The following is a 23,935-nucleotide window of genomic DNA, read 5'->3' on the forward strand; positions in this document are numbered from 1 at the left end:
AGCCTCATTCCGGGGGACGGAGAACATGGGCGCCCCGTCCCGACCGCCGCATCGCATCGAGCGCCAAGCCTGAAGCACCCACCAACGACAAAAAGGGGCGGGGCCCCGCCAGCCGGCAGCGCGCCCCCCTCGTCGCCGCCCCAATCAAGAGGTTGCGCGCGAAAAACCGCTCCCGCTGGCAGGTTTTGACGGTTTGAGGTCGTCGAGATGAACTCCGCTTGTCTCACCCCTTTGCTCACTTTTTATTTTACCTGATCAGAGCGTTGTGATGTCGGATGAGGTTCCCAAGGGCGCTCGTCCCGCCGGACCAAACGACCTCAAGCCGTCAAAACCTGCCAGCGGGAGCGGTTTTTCGCGCGCAAGTCGTATGCAAGCCTCATTCCGGGGGACGGAGAACATGGGCGCCCCGTCCCGACCGCCGCATCGCATCGAGCGCCAAGCCTGAAGCACCCACCAACGACAAAAAAGGGGGCGCAGTTCAGTTCGCCTTGAACTGCGCCCCTTGCTCTAATACACGTTGTGGATGACCTCGGCCGACCCTAACAGGTTCGCCACTTCGAACACGGTGCCGTCGTCGAGCGTCACCGTACCGTCGAACCTTCCGAATACCTGGTGCTGGTCGGTGCGAATCACCTTGAAGTCCATCCAGTCAACGCGATCGAGCATCGGCGTGAACACCATATCCAAACGACCCTCGTCGTCGGTCACGTGCCAAGGCTGGTCAAGCTGGTAGCGATCCTCGGTCTTTTTCGCAACCGCAGCCCCCGCTTTCTCGGGAATGCCGAAGTCGACGCGATGCAGCTTGTGGGCAACGCCGTCCACGAACACCATGTTCTCGGACGCAGCGGACGTGTCGCCGAAACCGTACCCCAGGTTGAGTCCGAACCGATGAGCACCGGGCTGCGCCCCTCCGCGCCCATCCTGCCAACCTTGCGCGACGGCCCAGTACCACGTGTTGTCGCGCGTCCACACGCCGCGGCCCCAATCGAGCAAGCCGAACGAACGCTCCGGCGAAAAGCCATGTACGAGCAGGCCCTTCTTGAAGCTGCCCTGCGCTCGCATGGCAACGATCTTCTGGTTGTAGTAGAACGCGAGCGGGTCTTCGGCCCACGGCGTGGCAATCACCATCGTGTCGCGCGGCTCTTCGTCAAGCACCGCCTCAAACGTCAGATCGTCGCGCCCGTCGAATCGAGCGAACTGGGCCTTTATGCGACGGCACCCGTCCTTCACCTCGAAGTCGAACGACACGCGCCCGTTCTGGAACCGCGACACGCCGGAAGACGACGAGGACGGCAGCCGGAACCGGCCCAGGGTCAAGGGAACCATGGTGCTGGCCGTATGCGAAACGCCCTCGGCAAAGTCCATGACAGACGCCGAAATGAGTCCGCCGTACCCCAAATCGCCCAAGGTGAGCGCCACGGCGTACTCATCGTCGTTCACCAGGTAGTAGTCCCATTCCTTGATGCGCAGAGCCGGCGCCTTCACACGCGCGCGGTCGTAGGAACGAACGAGCGCGGTAGCCCAACCGCATTGGGCCAGAGATCCATCGTCGTTATGCAAAGGACCTTCGGTCAATCGCGTTTCAGCCATTCGTCCTCCCTCCCTCGTTTGCGGAATCCTCGGCCGCTTGCTGCCTCCCCGCCAAAACACCGTCGATCAAATTAATGCCGTCCTCCCTGGTCAATGGAGCAATGGCACGTAGTACGGCATCGCCTGCCCGAGCACCCGTGCGGCTATCCGCCACGCGAAACACAATGGATCCCTTGAACCCCGCATCTTCGACAGCCGAAAAGGAAAGGGCCGGCTGCTTCGTCAGCTTCGCCACTTCGGATGCGGCCTCGGCGGCAACCCGCTCGATGGCCTCCGCCAAATCGTCAAGACGGGATCCGTCGGTTGCCACGACAACGGGAATCGATACCTGGTTGGTGGGAGGAAGGTGCACAAGCGCCGTCTTGTTGATGATGGAGTTGGGAACGATGACCTCTGCGCCAGCGCTGTTCCTAATGGTGGTATGGCGCCACGTCACGTCCTTGACCACGCCCGAAGACGAGCCAACTTCTATGTTGTCGCCCGGCTTGACAATGCGCATGAGGCTCACCTGCAAGCCGCCGATCAGGTTGGATATCGTGTCCTGAAAGCCAAGCGAGATGGCGATACCGCCAATGCCCATGGCCGTTATAGCGGCGCTCACGTCTACGTTGAAGCAGGTGGACAGCATGATGCAGATGCCCAAGACCCACACTGAAGCACGCGCGATGTTGACGAAGATGGAACTTGAGGGGAGGTTCTTCTCTTCGTTGAAATGCAGCAGCTTGCGCATGAACCGCATCACCAACCGCGCGCACACCGCCGTCAAGGAAAGAATCACCACAACCGTTATCGCCGTGATAACCCAATCGCTTCGCACAAAGCCTTCGATGGCTTGTTCGAGTTGTCCCATGCCGCCGTCCTACCCTCTTGCAATCCTCATCGCCCTGAAAAGCGAACGCCTCACCATGACGGAGGCTTTTGAAACACGTCTTCCTGAGTTTCCCACAAAACGATACGCCCCTGGCTCCTTGTTGCGGGAACGTCAATCAACCGTTGGTTGGAAGAACCGCGCCACGGCAGATCGAAGGAGTGAAGCGCCTGCACGAACGGACCGTCCACCAGCACGTCGGTCTGGTCGAGCAAATCGCGTGCAGCGGCATCGGGAAAGCCGTCCTCCAGCTGCTCGTAGCGATAGCCGGAATACGTCCATACGTTCAAGCCTCGTTTTCGCAGCTGACGAGCAAGTTCGGCGCATGCGGCGGCCTGCTCGAACGGCTCGCCGCCCGAAATGGTCACGCCCCGCGCCAGCTTGTTGGCCGCAATCTCGGCCACCAACTCGTCGATGCGGCGAACCTCGCCGCCCGCGCACGGCTGGCTGTCGGGGTTGTGGCAACCCGGACAAGCGTGCGTGCATCCCTGCACGAACACGGCGAAGCGCAGCCCCGGACCATCGACGATGGAGTCCGGGGCCGTACCGTACAAACGAATGGTGGCGGGAGTAGTCACGAGGGGGTCTCCTTATGCGCCCGAAGGGCGCATATTGCACTCACAGGTTGGCGTAGTAAGTCAGCGAGGGCAGCCACGGTGCCCTGAATTCGCGGGATCGCGGAGGCGAAGCGTACTGTGTACGCGAGCTTCCGGGATCGCACGAAGGCAGGGTGCCGTGGCTGGCCGCAGCGGCGGCGCGTTCCGGCGGCCGGCAAAAGCCGCCGGAGCCGCCCGTGTCTGGCTACATCTGATGCTTGACGCGATCGTTCTCCTCGGCGCGCTTGGCGTCGTTGAAGCGATCGAGCGTGCCCACCAGGTAGCCCGTGATGCGGCGAATGCGCTCGAACGACGTGCCATGCTCGGCCTCGGTGCGGCCGCACTTGGGGCACACGTCGCCGATGATGCCGTTGTAGCCGCACACCGGGTCGCGATCCACCGGATGGTTCACGGAACCGTAGCCGATACCGCTGTCCTTCATGTGACGAATAACCGCCTCGAACGCCTCCAGGTTGTCGGACGGGTCGCCGTCAAGCTCCACATAGGAAATGTGGCCCGCATTCGTGAGCGCATGATAGGGCGCCTCGATCTCGATCTTGTCGAACGCGCTGATGGGATAGTACACCGGCACGTGGAATCCGTTCGTATAGTAATCGCGATCGGTCACGCCCTCGATGGAGCCGTAGCGCGCACGGTCCATGCGCACGAACCGACCCGACAAGCCCTCGGCCGGCGTAGCGATCAAGCCGTAGTTCATCCCGCGCTCCTGCGACAGCTTGTCCAGGTATCCGCGCATGTGCCCGATGATCTCCAGGCCCAGGTTCTGCGACGACTTCGACTGGCCGTGATGCTGGCCGGTCAACGCCACCAGCGCTTCAGCCAGGCCGATGAAGCCCAGCGACAGCGTGCCGTGCTTGAGCACCTCGCGCTGCTCGTCGTCGGGCGAAAGCTTCTCGGAATCGATCCACACGCCCTGGCCCATCAAGAACGGCGCGTTGTACACGCGCTTGCGCGCCTGGATTTCGAAGCGCTCGTCCAGCTGCCCCACCACCAGCGCAAGCTTCGCGTCCAGAAGGTCGAAGAACAGATCCAGATCGCCCTTGGCGCGAATGGCCAAGCGCGGCAGGTTGATGGACGTGAAGCTGAGATTGCCGCGACCGGGCGTCACTTCGCGATCGGGATCGAACACGTTGCCCATAACGCGCGTGCGGCAGCCCATGTACGCCACCTCGGTCTCGGGCGTGCCCTTGTAGTACTGAATGTTGAACGGCGCGTCCAGGAAGCTGAAGTTGGGGAACAGGCGCTTCGCAGAGCAATGCATGGCAAGCTTGAACAGGTCGTAGTTCGGATCTTCAGGGTTGTAGTTCACGCCTTCCTTCACGCGGAAGATTTGCACGGGGAAGATGGGAGTCTCGCCCGAACCCAAGCCTCCTTCGGTTGCCAACAGCATGTTCTTGACCACCATGCGCCCCTCGGGGGACGTATCCATGCCGTAGTTGACCGAGCTGAACGGCGTCTGCGCACCGGCGCGGCTGTGCATGGTGTTCAGATTGTGCACAAGCGCCTCCATAGCCTGGAACGTCGTGCGATCGGTATCGGCCGTGGCGTTCTTCGCGGCATACGCAAGCGCGCGATCAGCCGTAGCGTCGTCGGCGCCCGCCTGTGCAAGGGCGGCGCGCACGGCGGCCTCGAACTGCTCGTCCATGTGCAGGCTGGCGATCGTGCCCGTCTGGGCTTCCACCGCGTCAAGCGTGTCCTGCGCGAACGCGCGGGCGTCCTCTGCGTTCATCAGCAGATCGACGGCCTCGGCCAAGTGCTTTTTGTACAGGCGACGATACGTCTTGCGCACGCCGTCCGCCAAACCGTAGTCGAAGTCGCAGATAGCCTGGCCACCATGCTGGTCGTTTTGGTTCGACTGAATGGCAATGCAGGCAAGCGCCGCGTAGCTGGCGATGTCGTTCGGCTCGCGCAGCACGCCGTGACCCGTGGAAAAGCCACCCTTGAACAGCTTCTTCAACTCGATCTGGCAGCACGTGGTGGTCAGCGTGTAGAAGTCCATGTCGTGAATATGGATGTCGCCGTCCCGGTGAGCACGCGCAAATTTCGGATCGATGACGCACATTTCGTAGAACTGCTTGGCCGATTCTGACCCGTATTTGAGCATGGTGCCCATAGCCGTGTCGGCGTCGATGTTGGCGTTTTCGCGCTTCATGTCGGAATCGGATGCCTTGGAAAACGTGATGTCCTTGAGCGTTTGGATAAGGCGGCTGTTCACGTCGCGAGCACGGTTGCGCTCGGCACGATAGAGAATGTAGGATTTGGCGGTCTGAACGAATCCGTCCTCGATGAGCGTTTCCTCCACCAGGTCCTGCACGCCTTCCACCGTGGGAACGCCCTCGATGGCGCCGGCTTCAAGCTTGTCCACGACAGCCTGTGCGATGCCGTCGGCAACCGAACGATCCTGCATGGCGCCGCATGCCTGGAACGCCCGCTCCACCGCCTCGGCAATCTTGTCCGCCTTGAACTCCGCCGTGCGGCCGTCGCGCTTTACTATGGTCGTGACCATGCGCCTGATCCTCTCTTCGCCAGTCTTATTCAATCGCTTCCAAATGCGTGCTTTTAAGGGCGCGATCTGTGGTTTCGCTTGGTTTATGCGCAATCTTTCCACAGGATCTACCCAAGATTTTCCACAACATATAGTGGGTGAATGCGTTTCAAATGTTCAGATATAGTACCGGCCCGCCTACGGACGCGCAAGGCGTACACAGTTATTACACGCAGCAAACAGGCCCGGTCGCCGCTATTCGACGGTTCCGTACACCTGCCCCCACGCGTGCCCGCCGATAGCCGAGTTCAGCTGATCGCACAGACGCTGGCGAGTGTACGTGCCCGGAGGCAGCAGCGCGATGATCTCGGCCAGATCTTCGGGAAGATCCGCCGATTCCGCCGCGACAACCACATCGAGCCGTCGCACGGACTTCACGTCCCGATCCGCGAACAAAGACTCGACCACGCTCTGCAATGCGCCGTAGTGGGGACTGCGCACCGTGTTCGTCCGAAAAGAGTCAGCCATGGACTACGCCTCCACGTCCGGACGAACGACGTCGAACCCCTCGCTTGCAGCAACAAGGGCGCCCGTGTACGCCGGCGTGGCAGCGCCGCCAGCGCGCAGGAACTGAGCGCCCGCACCGCGCAGCTGCGTACCGGCCGCCACCAGAACATCCGGGCAGAAATACGGATTGGACTCCGTGGCGCCGCCCTGCTTCGGGTCGTGCGCCCCCACGATCAGCTGAGCCAGAACCGGCAGGGAGCCGGCTGCGCATGCCTGTCGCGCCAAACTCGTTGCGGCCTCAAGGGGAGCGCGCGTCGCAAAGCCCGCCACCGACGCCTCGAAGTCCACCATAACCTCCAACGCCTCCGCGAACGTATGGCGGCCGCCGGAAAGCACGCCGTCAGCATCCACGTCGACCGAAGCGAACACCAGCGCATCGCTCACCTGGCGAACGCCCATGAGTGCGCACTTGAGATCCGACGGGTTCGCGAAACCGTTCAGGAAGAACGCGTCGAACGTCGCCCCTGCGCATGCGCGCGCGGCGTCGGCATACTGGCTGCGATTCTCGTTCAGCGACGCTTTGCTGGAGGGATCGAACGGCAGCCCGCACGGGCCCACCTCCACCAGCACGTGCTGGGGCTTCAGCTGGCAAGCGATATCCAGTCCGGCCTTCACGACCTCTTGCGCGTGCTCCTCCAGACCGTGGTGCGCCAGACGAGCAGCCGTGATGCCCGCCGTGCTAGTCACCAGGCACTGAGCGCCGGCAACCTTGTTGAGCCGCAGCGCTTCGCGCACAGCCTCGGGCTCCACCAGCGTGGCGTACTCCAGATCTCGGTCGATGTCGAAGCCCTGGCGCTGCAGCACGGCAGCAACCGGAGCGGACAGAACCAGCATATCCCGGTGGAAGCGAAGATCGATATCAGGCATGGAAGATTCCTTTCGTCGAGTGCTTATGATAGCAAAAGAACGGTGCCGCATGGGGCGAGTTGACGTTCACCGATCGTCCGCACCCGTTACACAAGACGAACACGCGCCGGTCACATGTTTTTCAAGGCTGACTTTTATACTGGGTATCGCAAACGAAAGACTCCCCTCCTTTCCGTTTGCACTGCGTAGAAGCAGTAGCGACGCCATCGAGCGTCGCATCATCCCCCTCCTTGTGGGCCGCGAAGTTCCCCTCTTCGCGGCCCGATCTTTTTTCGCGACAACCCCGAATTCCGCTGCTGAACCGCCGTCGACGCGCGTCGCGCTTTCGCCGCTGCGCCGAGCGCTTGCGACGATTTGCCAAGAAATTTGCTTATTTGTTACTTATAAGACCACCAATTCACAAAACGCGCACGTGCGTCACATATCATCTGCAACCTCGGCACGTATACTAGGCTCCAGCAAATGAAAGGCTCCCCTCCTTTTCAGTTTGCTTCTGCTTACCCCTTAAAGCAGAGTCGGTGCCCAAGAGGCACCGTACATCCCCTCCTTGTGGCCCGGCGGAGTTCCCCTCTCCCCGGGCCGATCTTTTTCCAGGGAAGGAATGCGTCCGCAAACCGCGATGAAGGACTCCTCATGAAGTACCTCAAAGACAAGGTTTCACGGCTCCCGCTTCCCGTAGTGCCCGCCACCTTGGGCCTGCTTGTACTGGGAGGGTTTTACGAAACGATCGGATACCCGTTCGTCCATGCGATAACCGCCGTAATCTCGACCGTTGTAGCGCTGGCGTACTGCCTGAAGATCGCCTTCCATCTCAAAAGCGTGATAGCCGCGGAATACGCGAACCCCATGCTTGCCGCGCTATACCCCACCCTCCCCATGCTGATCATGGTGCTGTGCGTATACTACGCAGGCCTCGCGCCCGTCCTGCACGACGGCGCTCGGGCGGTGTTCTTCGCGATGCTCGGGTTGCTGATCGTGCACGTTGCGGTGTTCTTCGTCCGCTTTTTCCTACGGCGATTCGAATGGAAGACGTTCATGCCCAGCTGGTACGTCACCACTAACGGCGTCATGGTGGCCACGGTCGTCGGCATGCCGTTCATGCCCGAGCCGCTGGCACTAGGCATAGTGGTTTGGGGCATCGCGGCGTACGTTGCGCTTACGCCCTTCATGCTTTGGCGCATGAAGCGCTGCGAAGTCGCCGAAGCCACCATGCATTCGCAAGCGATCATGCTCGGTCCGTGCAGCATGTGCCTGGTGTCGTACGTCAACGTTGCAAGCGAGCCGAACCTCATCGTGCTCGCGGCGCTGTTCGCCTGCGTGGCGGTATCGCTTGCGTACGTGGTGGCAAAGCTGCCGAAGTTTTTCAGCGTGCAGTTTCACCCCGGATTTGCCGGCATGACGTTTCCCATGGCCGTAGGGCTGCTGGCAACCCACGGGTTCGCTTCGACGCTCGCCGCCGCCGGATTCGCCAGCGCCGCGTCCATGATTCAGCAAGTGGAGGGCATCCAGCTGCTGCTGGCCACATCCATCGTGGCCATAGTGTACGCACGCTTCCTCGGCATGTTTGCGGCAGGCTTGAAGAACGATCGCGTCAACGGAAAGCTGGCTCCCGAGCAAACCGCAGCGCTGCGCGCGCTCAGAGCGTACCTCAAGCGCGGATCGGACGCGCTTGAGCACCCCGCGAAAGCCGAAGCCTTCGTCCCCGTAGCTGCGGGAATCGATTGCAACGCAGCGTGCGAAGAACCGGGCAAAGCCGAAGAGCGCTAGCATTTGCCGCGTTTTCCTCTCATGGTTACCTTCTTGTTACTTTCAGAAGCATCGATTCACAAAACGCGCACGGTCGACACATACGTTTTTCAAGGTCAACTTTTATACTGGGTATCAGCAAATGAAAGGCTCCCCTCCTTTTCAATTTGCTTCTGCTTACCCCTTAAAGCAGAGTCGGTGCCCAAGAGGCACCGTACACCCCCTCCTTGCGGCCCGGTGGAGCTCCCCTCTCCCCGGGCCGATCCTTTTCCGGGCAAAAAGCAAGCAAGGCAAGACGGGGCATCAGCCTCGTTTCCCGCCTTGCTAGTCCTGCTCCCTTGCCCAGCCCGCCAACGCCTACTTTCCCGCGTTCTTTCGCTCGAACAGAATGTTGTTCGTTTCTAGCCAGCTTTCCACGGTACCGGTGTCGAACCCGTCGGCCGGGTCGATGACCAGCGCGTACATCTCCTCTTCGCGCAGCACGGCGTCGAGCGCGTCGGTCAGCTGGATCTCGCCGCCCACGCCCGGCTCCACGTCGGCCAAAAGCTCCATCACCCGCGCGGACAGCAAGTAGCGGCCGAACACCGCCAAGTTCGACGGCGCGTCTTCAAGCGCCGGCTTCTCCACCAGCGCGTCGATCTTCCACACGTCGTCGGTCACGGGAGCTCCCGCAATCACGCCGAAGCGGCTCACCTGGTCATCGGGCACCGGCATGACCGCGATCACGCTGGCTCCGCCGTGAGCGTCGGACACCTCCTGCATGCACGGCAGCATCTTGTTGTCCGGCACCAGCACATCGCCCAGCAGCACGTAGAACGGCTCGTTGCCGGTCTTCTCGTGGGCGCAGCGCACCGCATGCCCCAGGCCCAGCGCCTCGTCCTGGTACACGTAGCTCACGTTGTAGTTGCCCACCTGCTCCACCACGTCGGCGTACGCATCCTTGCCGCGGGCGCGCAGCGTGGCAACCAGCTCCGGGTTCGGGCTGAAGTGATCTTCGATAGCCTGCTTCTCGCGGCTGTTGATGATGACCACCTCGTCGGCGGCGGATGCAAGGCCCTCTTCGACAACGTACTGGATGGCCGGACGATCAACAACCAGCAGCATTTCCTTCGGCTGCGCCTTCGTGGCAGGAAGGAAGCGCGTGCCCAAACCGGCGGCGGGAATCAGAGCTTTCATGGCTTCGGGACCTTTCTTGAGTCGCATTTCATACGCGAAGCGCCGCAAGAGCGGCGCTTCGTCTCATTCGTTTCGCTATTGTAGCACGGACGCAAGATGCGTCGAACGTCCCGCTATTTCGCCGCGGTCTTCTCGGCCAGAGCCTCCTCGAGCACGGCCATGTGCGCTTCGGTCTTCTTCAGACCGCGCACGATAATGAACACGTATACCAGAATTGCAGCCCACATCAGGGCATACGCCGCGATGATATACGGGGCCGACGGAATGATGGTGCTGTAGATTTCAACAAGAACCGGATTCATGGATGCTCCTTCTCAACGACTCGTTCGTCATGTTCGCGCAATTCCCCGCTGCCGCATCGCCTATCGTGCAGACGCGGCAGCCGAGCGCGTTAGTCTTCCAGCTGCTCCTTGACGGCCTCCACGCGCTGCGCCAAGCGAACCTGACGAAAGCGCAAGCGGTACAAGGCGAATCCCACCATGATCATGCCCAGCATGACCACGCCCACCGTCATGCCCATATCCGGCGACATGCCGCCCTCGCGAAGCACCACGGGATGGATGCTCGAGGGAATAAGGCGCGTCACCATGTAGCAGATGGGCACGTCCACGCATGCGATGATGCCCAGAACCGACGAGTACGTGGCACGTCGCTCCGGCTCGTCGATGGCGTTGCGCAGCACGAAGTACGCAATGATGATCAGCATCAGGATAAGGTACGTGGTCAAGCGCGGATCCCACGTCCACCACACGCCCCACTCGAAGCGCGTCCACAAATCGCCCGTGATCATGGTGCACGTCACGAACAAAAGCGCAATTTCCATACACACCTTCGCGCACGTGTCGAAACGCTGGTTCTTCGTCATGAGGAACCGAACGCAGTAGTAGCCTGCAAACGCCAGCGCGCCGAACGAAACCAGGGCGACCGGCATGTGGAAATAGAAGATCTTCTGGGACAGCAGCAGCTTCGACGACACCATTTGGCCGCCGATCAGCTCCACGCCGTTCACGGCGGCGCCGTTCACCGGCCCCGCGTAAAGAAACGCCATAAGGAAGCCGACCGTGGTCAGCACGGCCCCTGCCAGCAACGCCCATGGCGCCACCCGGTCAGGCCACTGCCCCGCCTCCGGCAGCTTGAGCGGCTTTTTCTCGTCAGTCATAAACCCTCCTTTTGTCGAGCGCCCAACACCTTGCAGCGTTGAGCGGCTTCAGCGACCATCAGGCCGGCGAAGCGCCTACGCGCTGATAACGAAATCGTACAGCACCCAGCTCAGCAGCAGCATGATCACATCGTAGCCACCCGCCAGCATAAGCGACAGCGAAAACACGTCCATATACCCCTCGGCCCCCACGATCACGGCCGTCGTGGCCGACGCGCACGCGTACAGCAGCGGGAAGATGAGCGGCACGAACAGCACCGCCAGCATGACGTCCTTGCCGCGCGTGTTGATGGTGATGGTGGACAAAAGCGTGCCAATGCCCGCCATGCCCACGGTTCCCACCAGCAACGGCACTACGAGCAGCCAAAAATGCTCCGACGGCGAAACCGTTGTCAGGAAGAAGAAGTAGAACAGCGGCACGGCCAAAACCTCTACCACCAGCAAAAACAAAAGGTTCGACGTAGCCTTCGCCAGAAAGATGACCGATCGATCCAAGGGCACCAGCAAAATGCCCTCCATGCAGCCCTGCTCCTTCTCGTGCGAAAACGAACGGTTCAAACCCAGCAGCGACGTGAACACGATCAGCGCCCACAGAAGGCCGCCGCTGATCTGGAGCACGTCCAAAGCGCTCGTGGTCTGGCCGAGCGCCGCGCCGTACACGATAAGCACCAACAGTGCGTAGATGCCCATGGACGTGAGCATCTCCTTGGTGCGAAACTCCTGCTCCAAGTCCTTGCGCAAAAGCGTCTTGTACTGCTGGAACGTCGAGGGCTTCTTCAAAACCACGGACATGTTACGCCACCCCCATGCCGACGGTCTGGCGGTACAAGCCGGAAAACTCGTCGAAGTCCAGCGCGTCCTTCTGATCGAACGCGACCACCTTGCCCTTCGCCAGCACCAGCGCGTGCGTGCACATGGCGAAGCCCTTCTGCAGATCATGGCTGACCATGACGAAGGTGCGGCCCTCGCGCTGCTGCTCGATCAGCTCATCGAATATCTCCACGGCATGCGGGTCCAATCCCGAGTACGGCTCGTCCAGAAACACCACGTCAGGATCGTGAATCAGAGCGCGCGCAATGCTCAAGCGCTGCGTCATGCCGCGCGAGAACGTGCGCACGACGTCCAAGCGGCGATGTTTCAGCTCAACCGACTCCAGCAGTTCGAGGACGCGCGCCTCGGGGTTTTCCACCCCGTAGAGACGCGCGTAGATAAGCAGGTTCTGCTCGGCCGTCAAATCCGGGTACAACATGGAGTTGTGCGAAATGAGCCCGATGTGGTCGCGCGCTTTGTCGGGTTCCTCCTTGATGTCGATGCCCATGAGCGTAGCCGATCCCGACGACGCGCGGGCAAGCGTGGACAGCACGCGCAGAAACGTCGTCTTGCCCGCACCGTTCGGCCCGAAGATGGACAGGAACGCGCCTTGGGGAACTTCGATGGACACGTTGTCCACCGCGCGACGGTTGCCGAACACCTTGGAGAGCTTCTTGGTCTTGATAGCCGCTTGCGCATCGGTCATGACGATTACGCCTCCGCTTTCGCAGATGCAGGTTCGCAGCCCTCGCTCTTCGAATCTTCCATCGACGCAGCAGCATCCGCACCCGTCAGCTTGCGGCTGGCGCCGCGCTTGCCTGCCGTGGCAATCAACACGCCTGCCATCAGCAGGAAGAAGCCGATCCAAACCTGGGAGATCAGCGGGTTCACGCGCACGTCCATCGAGAAGTCGCCGTTTTCGTTCACGCCGCGATACACCACGAACAAGTCCTCGGTCGGGAACGAAATAACGCTGGCCACCAGCTTCTGCTGCTGAGTGGACTGCACGAACTGCACGGTCGGATCAACCGAGCCGACGAACTGGCCGTCCTTGTACGCATCGAAGTGCACCGTGTACAGGATGTCGTCCTTGTTGTCCTGCGGCACGATTTCGTTGCCGGTGTACTTGAGCGTGTAGTCCTTGACGACGAAGTCCTCGGAAGCGGTATCGGTGGCCTCGTCGTAGCCGACGTAGGCAACCTTCTCCGTCACGTACATGGACGAGCCGATCAAGCCCACCAGGATGACCGCCATGCCGAAGTGCGCGACGAAACCGCCGAACGTGGAAGCGCGATTCACCAGCATGCCGAAGGCAGCCGACACCGGATTGCCGCCATGCCCCTTTTGGTAGCCGCGAACCGCGCGGCCCAGCATGAACAGCGAGTTGAAGAACAGCAAGCTGGCCACCAGCAGACCCACGGCCGCCAAGCCGTTGTAGTACCACGCCGGACCTTCTTCCATCAGGCCCTCGGCATTGATGCCGCCTGCCGCGATCACCGCGTTGTAGCTGGGAACCAGATACGTCACGAAGTACACCATGAGCACGGCGAACAGCACGAGCGCGCACACGGCCGGCACGCGCGCGCGCTTCCAGAACTGCTTGCCGTCGGTCTTGCCCCACGAAAGCAGAGGGCAAATAGCCAAAATGGCAAGGTAGACAATGCCCAAAGGACGGGCGATGGCATTGTACGTGCCAGCGGAAATAGCCTGGCCGCCAAACGGCATCCAACCCGGCAGCGCAGAAGCGATGGTCAGGTACGCCAGCAACGTGGCGAACACCACCATGATCACGTTGTTGAAGTAGTAGGCCGCATCCTTCGAGAGCATGTTCTCAACATCGTCGGAACCCGAAGCGCCCGGACCGAAGCTCTTCCAACGGATGACCAGCCCAACGATACCGGCCACGACGGACAGCACGATCAGCGCCCCAAACAGCACAAGCGAAACCGGGTCGCCCTCGAACGCGTGAACCGACTGAACCAAGCCGGAGCGCGCGATGAACGTGCCCACGATTACGAACGCGAACGTCAGGCACGCGCACATCACGCTCCAGCGCTTGAACGCGCCGCGTTGACGATACACGGTGAAGCTGTGGATGAGGGCCACGCCCACAAGCCACGACAAAAGGCTTGCGTTCTCCACGGGGTCCCAGCCCCAGTAGCCGCCCCAACCCAGCACGACGTACGCCCAAACCGCTCCCAGGCCGATGCCCACGCCCAGGAAGAACCACGAGAACAGGGTGTAGCGCTGCGAACGGACCACCCACTCTTTAGAGGAGTCGTTCACGATGAGCGCGGCAATGGCGTACGCGAACGGGATGGTCAAACCTGCGTAGCCGATGAACAGCGTGGGCGGGTGAATGGCCATAGCCCAGTGCTCCAGCAGCGTGTTCATACCCAGCATGGAAGCCGAGCTGGTCAGCGTGCCGTCAGAATTGAAGTACTTGAGCGGCGTGGCCGTGAACGGCATGTTGCTTTCGGAAAGCAGCAGCACGCCCACGAACGCGGCCAACACCAGCTGGCTGACCAGCAAGGCCATGGAGTCCAGCTTGCGCGGGCTTTTCAAATTGCGCACGGCCACCACCGCATTGAACGCGGCGATGAGCCACGCCCAGAACAGAAGAGAGCCCTCGCGACCGGCCCACAAGCCGGACAGTTTGTACAGCCAGGCCAGCTCGCCCGAAGCGTCGCTGTGCTGGCGCAAAACGTATTCGATGCTCATGTCGCCCGTCATGAAGCAGAAGACCAGGATGCCGCAGCAGAACGTCAGCGCCACCGCCGACAGGATCACGCCAATATGGCCGCCCCAGGTCAGCGTCTCGCCTATACCGCCTGAGCGCTTACGCGCAAGCAGCGCGCCCGCAAGCAGGCACACGACGGACACCGCCACGCCCGCAAAAGCGACCAGAAGCCCGATCACACCAATAGTTGCCATGTAGTTTCCTTCCGAAGCGGCGGCCGAAGCCGCCGCCTATCGTCTTAAGATTCGCGTTTCCGCTAGCCCTGCAAAGCCACCTCGGTCGCGGCGAACTTGCCGCCAGCGTTGATGGAGCCCGTCAGCACCAGCTGGGTGCCGTCCTTGATCTCGTCGGAGATGGCGCCGTCGAACAGAACCGGCAGCTCTTCCCCGCTTTCCGCGTCGACAAGCACGAAGCGGTCGCCCGACCCGGCCGCGACCAGCGTGCCGGCCTTCACCGAGCCAGCCACCTTGACCGGCTTGTCAAGCACCTCGTCGCCGTAGCCCACCAACTGGGCGACCGTAAGCGCGTCGGCCGAGTTCTCGTACTTCGACGGGCACTTCGTAACCAGCTCGGACGCGTTCAGAACGCCTTCTTCGGTCATCTTGCCCGTGCAGATCGCCGTCACGTCATTGCCGAACGTAGCCGAAACGCCGCCCTCGAAGCGCACTTTGACCTGCTGGGACTTGTCGCCTTCAGGATCGTAAATGGCAAACGTCAGCACGTTGTCCTTCGTTTCGAAAGAATTCTCCACCACGTTGCCGCTCACCTGGATCTTCTGGTCAGCGTATCCCCCGGTTGCAGCTTCTGCAATCGAAACGCTCTTGGCAGAGCTCGATCCCCCGACCACGGCCAAGACCACGACCAGCACCATAACGATAATCCCCGTCACCACGACCATACGACGTTTCGTTTTCGCGTTCACGCTCGCCTCCTCATGCTGTTTCCCGTACTGTTTTCTGCAATGTCTCAAAGTTCCGAAGAGCGCCATGGCAAAATCCAAGAGCTTGCCATGCGAACCGTCCACGGCGTGTGCGCTCGCGATGCGAAGCGTACTTCGCACGTGCCGCGACCAGCCATTTCGTTCTTCGGACCTTTGACAAAAGGAGCCCGTCCAAGCGCATTGCGCTTAAGGCGGGCTCCCTCGTGCTATTCAATTGTTCGCTCGAAACGCGAGCGTACGAAGCAAAGCTTTACGCCGTCTGGAGCTTCTTCGCCTCAGCGACCGTCAGCCAGCCCTCGGGCACCTCGGCCTCGCTGTGGCACGACGTGCAGTACATCACCGACGCACGGTGTGCCTTATGGCACTCGGTGCACTCGATCTCGCCATGCTGCGGCACGTGCGGGTTGAACTCCATGCCGCTCGTAGCCTTCACCAGATCGTCGCGCGTCAGGTTGTGGCAGCTCTCGTTCAGGCAGAACTGGTCAGCCTCAAGACCGCGAGCCTCAACCAGATCGGCGCCCGTGCGCTCCTCAAGCGGATACACGTAGTTGCCGGTAACCCAGTTGATGCCTTCGGACATCTGCTCCGACATAGTCGGAATGTGGCAGCTCATGCACGTTGCGCCAGCGCCGCCCTGATCGGTCGGCATCTTGTGCGACACGCACAGCATAGAACTGGTGTTCTTCACTTCGTTGCCCCACTTGTCAACGCCTGCCGTGTTCGGCTCCTGGTCGTACGTAGCGTTGTACTGATCCATCGGCGTATGGCAAATGGCGTTGCAGAAGCTCGGCTGCTCATGCCAAACCCAGAAGCCGGCACCGGCTGCAATCAAAACAACCGCGACGACACCCACAACGATCGGCCACTTCTTTCCCTTTTTCTTAGGAGCGGCTTCCTTGGTCGTGGAGTTATCAGCCTCAGTTGCCTCGGTGGCGGCTTCCACTTTGGTTTCCTCTTCGCTCATACTCTTTAACCCCCTTTCAAACATACTCGTCTCTTGCATCCCGTCTGCGTCCGTTTAGGGAAGCATCGTTTCGATGCCAAACGGAAACACAAGAACTTTACCACATGCATACTACCGGTCAACCGGGAAAAAACCTATCACCCATTTGGGGGGAATTAGCCCGGATTGCCCCCATTTTTCGTGTGATTCGGCTTTTTTCGCTCAATTTTTTGCATAACCTCGCGTAACCCCGCACGACCGAAATCCGGCTCCCCTGGAACAGGGGAAGGAAGCATGCGCCCCCTTCCCCTGCCCTCAGAAACGTTGGAGAGAACGTCCCTGTCGCGTTATGCGAGTTTCGCAAGCCCCTCGTCGACAGCTTTCTCGGCCTTGTCAAGCGTTTCGAACGTCAGCGTGGGGTTATGGGCGCCCTCGCTGTTTTCGACCATCACGAAATCCCAGTAGAACTGAGCGTTGCGCTGAATCTTCTGCAAGGAGGCCAGTTCCTCGGAAGCGGCGGGGACCTCGGTGCCTGCTTCCTTGGCAGCCTTCATGGCGGCGATCTCGTCAGCGTACTTCTCGGCGATGCCCTTGGTCAGAGCCTCGATCTTCTCGCTGATAGCCGTCACGCGAGTTTCTTCTTCAGCCTGCCAATCGGCAACCTGCTTCTTGAGATCCTTGTGGCAGCTGTTGCAGTCGTTCTCGAGCAGCTGCTTGTTCTCGAGCGGGCTGGTCCAGTTGTGAGACGTGTACTCGCCGTTCTCGCCCTCGACGGTGCCCATGTGGCAATCGCCGCAGCTGTAGCCGTTCTTGGCCATCGTGGTCTGCTTGCCGCCGTAGATGGTCTCGAACTCAGGATGCTGCACCTTCAGCATGGGGGCCAGCGTGTCAGCATGCTCCCAATCTTTGAAGTTGCGCTCGTCGTAGTACGCCAGAATAGCGTCGGGGGTCATCTGCTCGAGGCCCGTGTACGGGTTCGTGGTGGCCTTGGTCTCGCCATCGAAGTAGTACTCGTTGTGGCACTGGCCGCACGCCTGGGCGCCCAGCGGGGCAGCCTTGTCGTCGTTGGCGGCGTTGCCCAGCGAGTCAACCCAGTACGAATGCGTCAACTTGATCTGAGACGGATCGTTCTCGTGGCAGTTGTAGCAGCTGATCGGCTCGGTGAACTGACCGATCATGTCGTTGAACTTCTCCTTGTAGACGCCCTCGCCCTTTTCGTTCACCATGGCGGTGAACTGCGGCGTCTTGCACGTGATACAGCCGGCAAGCTGCTCTTTCTTGATGGTACGAGGAGTCTCCTTCACGCTCTTCAGCGAATACACGTGGCTGGAAGCCTCGTCGTAGCCCAATGCGAACGCATAACCTTTGTACATGGTGTTCAGAGCCGGGTACAGCTCCAGATAGTTATGCTTGCCGGAATCCGGCGAATTGGCATCGTTTTCCTTGTACGTCTTGTACTGATCGGGATAGATGTCCTTCCACGAATCAGCAACGACAACGCCGAACTCGTCTGCAGCGGGCATTTCCACCTTCTGCGTCCTGCTCTCTTCTTTCTGGTCCGCTTTGCCGTCGGTAGCAGCCTGGGGCGCACATGCAACCAGCCCCATGACCATACCAAACGCGCATAGCGATGCGGTCCAGAGAGCGAGTTTGTTCTTCTTGACCTTAGTCATACAAATCTCCTCCCTTTGACTGACGATCTCTCCTCCACAAAATATACAAGCTTTCTCAACATAAAGCGAGCATACCAAGATCAACTGCGGGGATTTCACCCTGCGCATTAGGGGAAAACCCTTACATGCTGCGTCAGCCTCATGCCGATGCGGTTTCGATCCTCAATGTCGCAACCCGTTTATGCGGTATCATGGACTTATGAGTGACGCGCATATCTTTCTCATGTCTAAGGAGTTTGCGCCCGAGCGGGCCTTGCTTCAACTATAGGAGCCCCATGCGTGCAGGAATCAGAAACTCGACAGCTTCGCTGGTTGCCATGCTGGCCATCGACATCTTGGTCGTGCTTATCTTGTCCCTCGGATTCCTAAACAGGGACCAGGGCGACCTGGGAACGTTCCTGCAATTTGGCAGCGGCCGCATAGAGAGTACCCTTGGCCAAGCCTACCTGGGGATCGAGCTTGCGGAAGCCGTAGTGGAATCCGGCTACGATACGCTTTCCGACGACGAACTGGAAATCCTGCTCGACCCCATAGCCCGTCAGCCAGAAGTGCGCAATATCTCGTTTCTCCCCCATGGCATCGTCGAGCACGTATTCCCTCGCGAAAGGAACGAAAGCGCTATCGGAGACAACATTTTCGAAATGCCCGAGCGCAAAAAAGAAGCGGAGATCGCTCTGGAAACCCGCGAGCCCGTGCTATCCGGACCCTACGAGCTTACCCAAGGGGGGTCGGGGTTGATTTTGCGAAAGGCGGTGTTTCTGCCGGACGAAAACGGAACGGAAGAGTTCTGGGGCATGGTGTCTCTTGTGATGGACACTCGGAGCGTGCTTGAAACCATCGACCTGGAAACGGTCGACATGCTGGGATGCGAGTACGAGTTGAGCGCCACGGTCAATGGAGGAGAAAAGACGCTCATGGAGGCCAGCAGCAACTATACGGGGCGCGGCGCCGTGTCCGTCAAGATTCCCCTGGCGAACGGATTTTGGCAGCTTGACATCGAAAAGCGTCCGGACAGCTTGGAAGGCGCCATCGTTTTGACCGTGTTCCTATCGGGCCTGATCATGTCCATCATGCGATTCAGGTACTTGAGGAAAAAGGAAGACGAGCTTGAGCGCGTGCGCAACGAGGCATGCGTCGACAACCTGACCGGGCTGGGAAACAGGAGCATGCTCAAGCAATTCGAGGCTTCGGCGACCAAGGGTTCCGATTCGTACACGATTTTCTACTTGGACCTCGACAACTTCAAGGATATCAACGACACCTACGGCCACGATGCCGGCGACAGGTTGCTGATCAGCGTTGCCGACAGGATACAGTCGATGATACGCAGCGACGATCTGGCTATCCGACTGGGCGGAGACGAGCTTGCGATCGTGCTTCGAGGCGTGTCCGGTGAAAACGGGATTCGCGCGTTCTGCTCCAAGCTGGAAAGCCTGAACAGCGAACGCGTCGACATCGGGCAGACTGAATTGCCGATTGCCTTGAGTTTCGGCTACGCCACCTTCCCGACCGAAGGATCGAGCTTCGAAGAAGTCCTTCAACTGGCTGATTCCAGGATGTACGAGCAGAAGAGAAGCTAAGGCGACGGGCGTCGTATCGGTCGAGCCGCATGCGACGTGGTTATGCTGCGGGTGAGTATGCACTCGCACTTGATTTGCTGCTAAAGCAGCGCCGAGTCCTTAGCTTGTTTATTTTGGGCGACATTCCAGCAACTGGGCCTTTCGGACAAAAGGTGCTCCGTACGAAAATCGGGGCGAAGCCGTTGACCTCGCCCCGATCAAGTTTCCGTGGTGGAGATGATGGGATTCGAACCCGCGACCCCCACGTTGCGAACGTGATGCTCTCCCGGAAGGTACGTGCATCATCAAAATTCAGTAACTTAATTGGTAATTCGTTCTTTGACTTGAAAACGACCCACCATATCCCTCGAACAAGAAGGGGCTCGAGGCACTCTTGATTGCGCTGTTGTTTTTAGGCATACTCGTTTTACCGGCTTCTGAAAGGAACGGCCTTGGAAAACGACGGCGTTGAGATGAGCAGCGGAACTAAAGCGACCAACGATATCGCTTTGACTTCATTCGACCCCATCGATGTCAAGAGCCTCATCTACGTTATGCGAAACCAGCAGGTCATGCTAGATAGTGATCTGGCAATGCTGTATGACGTGGAAACCAAGGTTTTCAATCAAGCAGTGAGGCGTAACGAAAACCGCTTTCCCGAGAGATTCCGATTCCGGCTTACCTCAGAAGAGTACGAACGTTTGAGGTCACAAACTGTGACCTCAAACGGAAGAGGAGGAAGGCGCTATCTTCCATATGTGTTCACCGAACAAGGGATCGCGATGCTTTCTGCAGTTCTCCGTAGCGACATCGCAGTCGAGACGAGCATTCGCATCATGGACGCCTTTGTGGAGACCCGTCGATTCCTCGCAAACAATGCGGCTCTTTTCGAACGTATCGGACAAGTAGAACTGAGGCAGCTTGAATATCAGAAGGAGACCGACAAAAAGCTCGACCAGGTTTTTGCCTGTATAGATAGCGCGCCTGAGACAACCCAGAAAGCTTTCTTCGATGGTCAGTTATTCGATGCTTTCAGTCTTCTGGTCGAACTCATTCAGAAAGCCCAGTACAAGATCGTGCTCATAGACAGCTATGTCGACGTTTCGACGCTCAACATCTTGGCTAAGAAAGCGACGGGGGCGACTGTGACCATCCATACGTTGCCCAATACAAGGTTGACGCAAACCGACATCGACACGTTCAACTTTCAGTATCCCGCATTGAAAGTGCACCACACTCGGGCCTTCCACGACCGATTCTTGATTATCGACGATTCAATCGGATATCACATCGGGGCATCGCTCAAGGACGCCGGCAGGAAGTGCTTCGCTATAACGAAAATCCAAGATGCCAAAATGGTGGAAGACATCCTGGACCGACTGAAAAAAGCTTAAAAGCGGGAATCCTTAATTAAGCCGAAAGCCGACGATTCCCCACTATGCGGAAAGAGAAAAAATCGGGGCGAAGCCATTGGGCTCGCCCCGATCAAAATTCCGTGGTGGAGATGAAGGGGTTCGAACCCACGACCCCCACGTTGCGAACGTGATGCTCTCCCAAAAGGTACGTATACCATCACAATTACTTTAGTAACTAAAATGGTGATGCGCCCTTCTGCTTGCAAGGCTGCAACATAGTCTGCATATGACTAACGCGGCGCCTATGTACTCACGGTTAAAAAAATAGCTCCGAATCCTAAAAAATCTATTCTTAAATTACCCCGTTTTCAGTCGTGGAAGGAGTCAAACCCTTTACCTTTTCTTCGATTTTGCCAACCATATTCTGAAGCTGCTGCTTTTGCTCGGGCAGATAGGTATCGTCCGTCGAAATAAAGAGTTGTTCGTCTTGATTATGGAAAAGATACTTCACGAAGGCGATGTATTCGAAGTCCTTCGGCTCGTTCTCTCCTAAAGTCATTTTTACGCTAGAGTTTCCATCAGTCGAACGAGAAAAATCAAGTTTAACAGTCATTTTAATCACCAAATTTTCTAAAGTTGTATTTCCTAAACCTTTTCTGGACAGATTGCTTTCCTCCATCAGTGATATCCGCAATCCAATCCAATGCGCGCTTCCCTTCGATGACTCCCTCCAGGGGTGCCGACCTAACGATCAATTTGCCACCTTCACTACGACAAAGCACAACGGTTTGAGCATCTGCCATCATTGGAATGGTCGCGTTATGTGTCACCACAATCGTCTGCCTCGTAGCTTTGCTTCCGCGGATCGCGCCCGATAGTCCACCGTTAATGTAATCGGATGCGAGGTTGTCTTCAGGCTGGTCGATAAGCAAAGGCGCAGTGTTTCCTTTGAAGCTCAATATCAAGTCGAGAAGTACCGCCGTCTTTCTTCCCTCGCTCAACAAGGCCCAGTCTACGCCATTTGCCGTAATAATACTGAACGTGCGTTTTTTCTCTTTTTCAAGCGCTGCGGTAACGGCATTCGAAAAGGAGGACATAGATTTTATCTTTTTTCTGCCGTCGGTCTTACGAATTGTCAAATTCTCTGCAGCAACGTCCTCAAAACGGTCGAAACGGTGATCGCTATTCAACACACTGTTGATCGCCGCGAGAAGAACGTCTGGAGACATCCTGAATGAATAGATTACACTCAAGTGATGACCGGCAAGCTCCTCAGTGCGCGGCGTCGCTTGAAAATTCAGTTTAACCAGCCGAGCCTTCGTGGAATCAAAATCAATTAGTCCATCGCGCAGTTCGGTTATTGACTTCAATACAGATTTGAAGTCATCTTTCTTCTGTTTATCAGACTGCTTCATTGACTCCCCGGTAGCGGAGTATAGCTCCTCGAAATCTTTCAATACAGAATTTACTTCGCTACTGAGTTTGGTGATCCTTTTGCCTTCGGCTATGGCAATCCTCACCAAATCCGCCTCGCGCTTGAAAGACTCAAGTAAAGGATTAGTCTCGAATAAGGCTTCCGCCTCGGACAGCGCGTTTTCTAACTTCGTCTCAACTTGCGGTTTCCAAGAAAGCTTCTCTTCAAGTTCATGTTCAAGCCGCATAAGGGTTATAGGATTGCTGTCTAGCGATTGGCTCAGAATAAGGTCTTCGGGCGTTCGAAGTCGCCCGAGCGCTAATTCCGCATTCTGCACCTTTTCTGCTGCGGCAAACAATTTCGACACCAATGCTCTGACCGTCTCGAAATCGGCATCAAGTCCATCCGAGGCATCCTGATCCTGAGGGAACACATCTTTTAGTATCTGAATACTCTCGATGGTTTCATGGTCAACAGATTTGTCTACGACTTTAGAAATATAACTCTGATTAATATAATATGGGATTGTGCTGTCGTTACGATCAAGTACGATATCGTCAACCCCAAACTTATCGTAACATTCGTGCCTATCTTCATCCGTGATGGCGTTCGTGGTTCTAGCAATCGCTTCCAGAAGAAGAGTTTTACCCGTAGATGAGCCACCAATTACAACGTTAAGGCCTGCGGAAAGAGATATGTCTAAATCAATGTTTTTGCTTTTGAGTTGCGCCCTTTCGATCGACGGTACAAGGGTCGAGTATATGTCCGGAGGCACATTACCGTACCGCAGGCGAGACTCCTCAGACAATGCCAATCTCAGGCCATTAAAGCTCGGATCGGCATAAATCCATGTTGGTGTAAAAGCGTCAGCTTTCGCAGCTTTGGGAGTCGGATATTCCGATGGAGTGTAGTTGTCAGATCCTGTCAAAAGGTTTGTGAACTGCGCGATTCCGATTTTTTGAAATAGGTTACCGTATTTTCGACGTTCGAGCTAGAGCGAGCCGTAAAGCCGTCGAAGGTGTTGTAATAAACGCTTCTCATTATTAGGTCATCGCACAGTTCATCTTCGCCTACCGCATTGTCGAATGTGCTGTGAGATTGTCCTCCATGAGGAAGGAAGAGGAACTCTTCTTTACGCAGCTCGTTTAAGATCTGGGACAAAGTAGGAATCTGGTCGTCTTTCCCAGGAAGCTTATTGGGATACAGCGAATCGAGGATGCGATTAATTCTATTTATAAATCCCTCATCAGATGGAGAGGCATCAAAGTATGCATGGGCATGGTAAGGCCTAGAGCCGTTAGAGGATACATGTAGTTCGACGCCGACGATCAAAACAAGGTCAGAGTCACATTTCGACAATACCTCTTTATAAGCTTCCCCATTAATCACATTATGATCGGTAAGAGAAATCATTATTTTCTTACCC

Annotated in this window: 21 protein-coding genes; 3 read left to right on the forward strand and 18 right to left on the reverse strand. The window is 58.1% G+C overall.

Features of this window, described 5'->3' with window-relative positions; translation table 11 throughout:
* Positions 1-507: 507 nt before the first annotated feature.
* The 6 genes from ACMNI9_RS00145 to ACMNI9_RS00170 all read right to left on the reverse strand — a co-directional run bounded on the left by ACMNI9_RS00145 (position 508) and on the right by ACMNI9_RS00170 (position 6,994).
* Positions 508-1,590 (reverse strand): DUF2804 domain-containing protein, encoded by a 1,083-nt coding sequence (locus ACMNI9_RS00145; protein WP_114566517.1) that lies wholly within the window; start codon positions 1,588-1,590, stop codon positions 508-510.
* Complete coding sequence (locus ACMNI9_RS00150; protein ID WP_418830158.1) at positions 1,583-2,440, reverse strand: mechanosensitive ion channel family protein; 858 nt, start codon at positions 2,438-2,440, stop codon at positions 1,583-1,585. The genes ACMNI9_RS00145 and ACMNI9_RS00150 overlap by 8 nt, the downstream gene beginning before the upstream one ends.
* 50 nt (positions 2,441-2,490) lie before the next feature.
* Entirely contained in the window at positions 2,491-3,036 is a 546-nt protein-coding gene (gene nrdG / locus ACMNI9_RS00155) for an anaerobic ribonucleoside-triphosphate reductase activating protein (RefSeq protein WP_114566515.1), read from the reverse strand.
* Between the two features lie 223 nt (positions 3,037-3,259).
* Complete coding sequence (locus ACMNI9_RS00160; protein ID WP_216529036.1) at positions 3,260-5,581, reverse strand: anaerobic ribonucleoside triphosphate reductase; 2,322 nt, start codon at positions 5,579-5,581, stop codon at positions 3,260-3,262.
* A 234-nt stretch (positions 5,582-5,815) separates the two neighbouring features.
* Positions 5,816-6,088, reverse strand: coding sequence for a hypothetical protein (locus ACMNI9_RS00165; RefSeq protein ID WP_114566513.1), 273 nt, complete (start codon positions 6,086-6,088; stop codon positions 5,816-5,818).
* 3 nt (positions 6,089-6,091) lie between these two features.
* Positions 6,092-6,994: a homocysteine S-methyltransferase family protein gene (locus ACMNI9_RS00170; protein ID WP_418830161.1), complete on the reverse strand. Its 903-nt coding sequence runs from the start codon at positions 6,992-6,994 to the stop codon at positions 6,092-6,094.
* Between the two features lie 633 nt (positions 6,995-7,627).
* On the opposite strand from ACMNI9_RS00170, the gene ACMNI9_RS00175 reads away from it, so the two are divergent.
* Positions 7,628-8,761 (forward strand): TDT family transporter, encoded by a 1,134-nt coding sequence (locus tag ACMNI9_RS00175; RefSeq protein WP_216529034.1) that lies wholly within the window; start codon positions 7,628-7,630, stop codon positions 8,759-8,761.
* Between the two features lie 336 nt (positions 8,762-9,097).
* Here ACMNI9_RS00175 and ACMNI9_RS00180 read toward each other — a convergent pair whose 3' ends face one another.
* The 9 genes from ACMNI9_RS00180 to ACMNI9_RS00220 all read right to left on the reverse strand — a co-directional run bounded on the left by ACMNI9_RS00180 (position 9,098) and on the right by ACMNI9_RS00220 (position 18,181).
* Positions 9,098-9,916, reverse strand: a complete 819-nt coding sequence (locus ACMNI9_RS00180) for a UTP--glucose-1-phosphate uridylyltransferase (protein ID WP_418830163.1) — start codon at positions 9,914-9,916, stop codon at positions 9,098-9,100.
* A gap of 113 nt (positions 9,917-10,029) precedes the next feature.
* Positions 10,030-10,218 (reverse strand): hypothetical protein, encoded by a 189-nt coding sequence (locus ACMNI9_RS00185; protein ID WP_114566510.1) that lies wholly within the window; start codon positions 10,216-10,218, stop codon positions 10,030-10,032.
* Between the two features lie 89 nt (positions 10,219-10,307).
* Positions 10,308-11,075: a cytochrome c biogenesis protein gene (locus tag ACMNI9_RS00190; RefSeq protein WP_114566509.1), complete on the reverse strand. Its 768-nt coding sequence runs from the start codon at positions 11,073-11,075 to the stop codon at positions 10,308-10,310.
* Positions 11,076-11,150: 75 nt separating this feature from the next.
* Complete coding sequence (locus ACMNI9_RS00195; protein ID WP_114566508.1) at positions 11,151-11,867, reverse strand: heme exporter protein CcmB; 717 nt, start codon at positions 11,865-11,867, stop codon at positions 11,151-11,153.
* Position 11,868: 1 nt separating this feature from the next.
* Positions 11,869-12,591, reverse strand: coding sequence for an ABC transporter ATP-binding protein (locus ACMNI9_RS00200; protein WP_114566507.1), 723 nt, complete (start codon positions 12,589-12,591; stop codon positions 11,869-11,871).
* A gap of 5 nt (positions 12,592-12,596) precedes the next feature.
* On the reverse strand, positions 12,597-14,819 hold the full coding sequence (locus ACMNI9_RS00205; RefSeq protein ID WP_225748658.1) for a heme lyase CcmF/NrfE family subunit: 2,223 nt from the start codon (positions 14,817-14,819) through the stop codon (positions 12,597-12,599).
* Between the two features lie 62 nt (positions 14,820-14,881).
* Entirely contained in the window at positions 14,882-15,547 is a 666-nt protein-coding gene (locus ACMNI9_RS00210; RefSeq protein ID WP_114566592.1) for a cytochrome c maturation protein CcmE, read from the reverse strand.
* A 268-nt stretch (positions 15,548-15,815) separates the two neighbouring features.
* Positions 15,816-16,529 carry a cytochrome c3 family protein gene (locus ACMNI9_RS00215; RefSeq protein WP_114566505.1) on the reverse strand — a complete coding sequence of 238 codons (714 nt, stop codon included), beginning with the start codon at positions 16,527-16,529 and terminating at the stop codon, positions 15,816-15,818.
* A 326-nt stretch (positions 16,530-16,855) separates the two neighbouring features.
* Complete coding sequence (locus tag ACMNI9_RS00220) at positions 16,856-18,181, reverse strand: ammonia-forming cytochrome c nitrite reductase subunit c552 (protein ID WP_418830167.1); 1,326 nt, start codon at positions 18,179-18,181, stop codon at positions 16,856-16,858.
* 275 nt (positions 18,182-18,456) lie between these two features.
* On the opposite strand from ACMNI9_RS00220, the gene ACMNI9_RS00225 reads away from it, so the two are divergent.
* Together ACMNI9_RS00225 and ACMNI9_RS00230 are read left to right on the forward strand one after the other, a co-directional pair.
* The gene (locus ACMNI9_RS00225; RefSeq protein WP_418830169.1) at positions 18,457-19,761 is read left to right on the forward strand and encodes a diguanylate cyclase domain-containing protein; all 1,305 of its coding nucleotides are present in this window, start codon (positions 18,457-18,459) and stop codon (positions 19,759-19,761) included.
* Positions 19,762-20,192: 431 nt separating this feature from the next.
* A complete protein-coding gene (locus ACMNI9_RS00230) occupies positions 20,193-21,134 on the forward strand; it encodes an ORF6N domain-containing protein (protein ID WP_216529027.1) in 942 nt (313 codons plus the stop codon).
* A gap of 313 nt (positions 21,135-21,447) precedes the next feature.
* On the opposite strand, the gene ACMNI9_RS00235 is transcribed toward ACMNI9_RS00230, so the two are convergent.
* From ACMNI9_RS00235 to ACMNI9_RS00245, 3 genes are all read right to left on the reverse strand, one after another.
* The gene (locus ACMNI9_RS00235; protein ID WP_216529026.1) at positions 21,448-21,717 is read right to left on the reverse strand and encodes a hypothetical protein; all 270 of its coding nucleotides are present in this window, start codon (positions 21,715-21,717) and stop codon (positions 21,448-21,450) included.
* Positions 21,710-23,437, reverse strand: a complete 1,728-nt coding sequence (locus ACMNI9_RS00240) for a hypothetical protein (RefSeq protein ID WP_418830171.1) — start codon at positions 23,435-23,437, stop codon at positions 21,710-21,712. Before ACMNI9_RS00240 ends, ACMNI9_RS00235 begins: the two co-directional genes overlap by 8 nt.
* Positions 23,434-23,935 (reverse strand): hypothetical protein (locus tag ACMNI9_RS00245; RefSeq protein ID WP_418830173.1); only part of this gene is annotated, 502 nt, incomplete at its 5' end. The genes ACMNI9_RS00240 and ACMNI9_RS00245, both read right to left, overlap by 4 nt.

Origin of the sequence: Paraeggerthella sp. (assembly GCF_048427265.1) — a bacterium.
Classification (GTDB): Bacteria; Actinomycetota; Coriobacteriia; order Coriobacteriales; family Eggerthellaceae; genus Paraeggerthella; species Paraeggerthella hominis.